This window comes from Thermogemmatispora sp. (assembly GCF_019683755.1).
GTDB lineage: Bacteria > Chloroflexota > Ktedonobacteria > Ktedonobacterales > Ktedonobacteraceae > Thermogemmatispora.
Genome location: NZ_JADGHT010000446.1, coordinates 1 through 3,170, shown reverse-complemented (window position 1 = coordinate 3,170; position 3,170 = coordinate 1). Strand labels below are relative to the sequence as shown.

The following is a 3,170-nucleotide window of genomic DNA, read 5'->3' as shown; positions in this document are numbered from 1 at the left end:
TCGTTCGCTTGGCCAGCACGCAGAGGCGCTGCGGGTCCTCACACTGGCAGGCAGACAGGCTGGCTGGTCAGCATAGCCCGCCCAGGTGCCCATGTGAGGATGTTGCCCAGGCTAAGGTGGCAAGGCTGAGCAATCAGTCAGTCCTGCTTTGCCTAGGGGCAGGCAGCCGCGGCTGGCCATGTCTTTGCCCTACCCAAGCGCCAGCACTTTGCTTATAATGTGAGTACCCAACGCCGTAAGGAGACCGCTGGATTATGCAGCATATTCCCAATCTACTGAGCCTCAGCCGGATTGCCAGCACCTTGCTCATCTTCATCCTGGTGCTGATTAACCAGCACTGGGCTTTTTTCGTTGCGACGCTGTTCTTTGTGCTGGCATCGATTACCGATCTGCTCGATGGTTATCTGGCGCGCCGCTATCATCTGGTCTCATCGCTCGGCGTCTTTCTCGATCTGACCGCTGATAAGGTCTTTGTTTCCAGCATTCTCATTGCCCTGGTGCAGATCGGGCTGGTGCCAGCCTGGATCGTAGTCATCATTGTCGCCCGCGAATTCCTGGTCACAGGCTTGCGCTCAATGGCCGCCGCCCAGGGTACCGTGATCGCTGCAGGACCCTGGGGAAAGCAAAAAACATTTATTACCTTGCTCGCCATCGGCGGTATCCTCCTGGCCCACGGCCTCGGCGACCCACGTCTTGCGCTCTTTCCTACCCCCGTCCTGACACTCTCCTCCGCAGCCTGGGACGTAAGCAGCGCGCTACACCTGCTGGCAGATATCGCTCTGCTGTTGGCGACGTTCTGGACCATTATGTCAGGAGCAGAATATGTACTACGAGCATGGCCCTTGCTACAGGGCAGTAAGAAAGAGCGCCTGCACACTTAGAGCGTAGCTTCGCTCGCGCTAACACCTGGCTGAGCGTTTCAGATCCCAATGCGGGAAGCAAGAGCCAGCGGCCGCCGCTAGCCTTGCTCGCAGCAATCTCAGTGTGAGGAAGCTGCTCCACCCGGCGAGGCAATCACCTCCTTTTGCCCAAGCTTGCGCTCTTTGCCAGCAAGAAGCCGCTCAATATTGTCAGAGTGGAAGATAATCACGAGTAGAGGGGCAACGATCATGAAGATCATGGCTGGCACAGGCAGCCAGCCGAGGAGGCCAAAGACAATGCCACAGATCATGACGGTGACACACCCTACCAGGGAGCCGAGGGAGACATAGCGGGAGAGAGCAATCGTGCTGATGGTCAAGACCGCTCCGATGCCAAAGATGAGAAAGGAGACGGGTGGCGCAACAAAGAGTAGGGAACCTGCACCGGTGAGCACCCCCCTGCCGCCTTGGAAGCCGATAAAGATAGGATGGCGATGGCCGATCAGGGCCGCTAAGCCGGCCAGCAGGGGACCCCATCCTAGGACATGGAAGAACGGGACATATACGGCCAACAGCATCGGCAAAATACCTTTGGAGAGGTCGAGAATCATGACGATGATGGCTGGCCCTATTCCCAGAACACGGCTGACATTGGTCGCACCGGTTTTGCGGCTGCCATAGTTGCGAATATCGAAGTCACGTCCGCGTAGGATTTTGCCCATCCAGTAGCCTGGAGGCAATGACCCCCAGAGATAGCCAATGATAGCGATGAGCAAGAGCCTGAGCGCAATAAAGATGGGTTGGTCAGCAGTAAGCGGCATAGGAGCCTCCTTCGTTGACTCTCTGAAGTCGGAGCTAGCTAGCACCCGTTGATAGCGCTTCGTAGCGCGCCCTTATTATAGGCCACAATGTCCGCCGGATTCCAGCCAGCCGGTTCGCCGACGGTAGGCCGTTCTCTTTCCCGCCTTTGTCCTCGTGCTCGTGCGCATGGGACCCCCCACAGGAGTGTTCTCCCACTGCAGGAGCTTGCTTCGGGGGTTCAGGGTAGTAGACGCTCCTCCAGGTGGCTCTGACCGGACACCAGTCAAGCTCGGGTCAGTAGTTCGGCGGGGTGAACTGAACCCCGAGAGGCCTCTGCCCCCTCTCTGAGCATCTGACCATCTCTGGAGGTCTGCAGCAGTGAGGGTAAGGTCTAAGGCCAAGCCAGGTGATCAGGAGAGCTACTAGCGTGCATAGACTGGGTCGCGGGAACCTGGAAGCCGAGCCGGAGCTGGGGTATAGCTGCCTACTCCTCTCGGCCTGCGGCCTTAATTGATGGCTGACTGATTCTGCGGCTCTTGCGACCAGAGCAGGCTATCTAGCAGGCGAACCCCGCCAATGCGTATCGCTGCCAGCAGCAGGGCCCGTTCTTCAAGGACCGCCAGCGTGGTGAGAGAATCTGGATCGCATAGGGCGACATACTCGAGCGTCGCCAGAGGCTCCGCTTTGATGACTTGTTCCATGGCCTCGATGATGGCCTCTGGCCGCCGCTCGCCAGCAAGTAACAATCCCAATCCGGTTAGTAAGGCGCTGTAGAGAATACGAGCGGCAAAGCGCTCTTGTGGCGTTAAGAGAGAGTAGCTCTCACTGTATGCCAGACCGTCGGCATCTCGCTGCTCAGGGAATACAGAGATGCTGACATCGATGTTGAGGTCGCGCACAAGACGTCGCATGAGAGCAACAGTATAGATCTCGTTGCGTAATACATAGGCAATATCTGGACGAACGAGCAGCAACAGTTTGCAGACAGTGGTGGCAATGGCGCGCAAGCGCTGCGGATAAAGGCGGGCTTCAATGCATTCGGCCAGGGACCCCGCAGGAGTGACATAGGTGGCAAAGTCCGGCGGATACATGGCCTCCTGCTCTGGCGCAAAGACCACATCGACTCCCAGGCGCTCTAGTAATCTCAGGTTCTGCTCGCGGGCCCCCTGTTCACGCGCATGGCGAGCCAATTCTTCGGGTGAGGTGAACTGGAGAGGATCAGCAAAGAGGCTGACGACGCAGATCTCACATTCCCGTCTGGCTGCCTCGATGAGAGCCAGATGCCCCGGGTGGAGCCTCCCCTGCGTTGGCACTAGAGCTACAGCTCCTCCAGACAACCAGCCGCGCGCTGTTTCTGTCATCTCCCACAGTTCTTGAATCACGCGCATACTTTCTCCCCGGGCTGCGCCCACTTGTACGAAAATGTATCTCTATTGTTCATTATGTGGCGCGTATTGTAGTTGCTTCTCCGGACGGCGTCAACTCACCTACCATGCTATACTACTCAGC

The 3,170-nt window shown here is 57.7% G+C and carries 3 protein-coding genes; 1 reads left to right on the top strand and 2 read right to left on the bottom strand.

Going from position 1 to position 3,170, the window contains the following annotated elements; all coding sequences use genetic code 11:
- Window positions 1–254: 254 nt before the first annotated feature.
- Window positions 255–881, top strand: a complete 627-nt coding sequence (gene pgsA / locus IRZ24_RS18565; protein ID WP_297167672.1) for a CDP-diacylglycerol--glycerol-3-phosphate 3-phosphatidyltransferase — start codon at window positions 255–257, stop codon at window positions 879–881.
- A gap of 98 nt (window positions 882–979) precedes the next feature.
- On the opposite strand, the gene plsY is transcribed toward pgsA, so the two are convergent.
- Together plsY and IRZ24_RS18555 are read right to left on the bottom strand one after the other, a co-directional pair.
- A complete protein-coding gene (gene plsY, locus IRZ24_RS18560; protein ID WP_297167669.1) occupies window positions 980–1,681 on the bottom strand; it encodes a glycerol-3-phosphate 1-O-acyltransferase PlsY in 702 nt (233 codons plus the stop codon).
- A gap of 486 nt (window positions 1,682–2,167) precedes the next feature.
- Window positions 2,168–3,049 carry a pantoate--beta-alanine ligase gene (locus IRZ24_RS18555; RefSeq protein ID WP_297167666.1) on the bottom strand — a complete coding sequence of 294 codons (882 nt, stop codon included), beginning with the start codon at window positions 3,047–3,049 and terminating at the stop codon, window positions 2,168–2,170.
- Window positions 3,050–3,170 lie beyond the last annotated feature (121 nt).

Coding starts and splice junctions, on each gene's coding strand:
- pgsA (WP_297167672.1), top strand. CDS start 255: ATGCAGCATATTCCCAATCTACTGAGCCTCAGCCGGATTGCCAGCACC.
- IRZ24_RS18555 (WP_297167666.1), bottom strand. CDS start 3,049: ATGCGCGTGATTCAAGAACTGTGGGAGATGACAGAAACAGCGCGCGGC.
- plsY (WP_297167669.1), bottom strand. CDS start 1,681: ATGCCGCTTACTGCTGACCAACCCATCTTTATTGCGCTCAGGCTCTTG.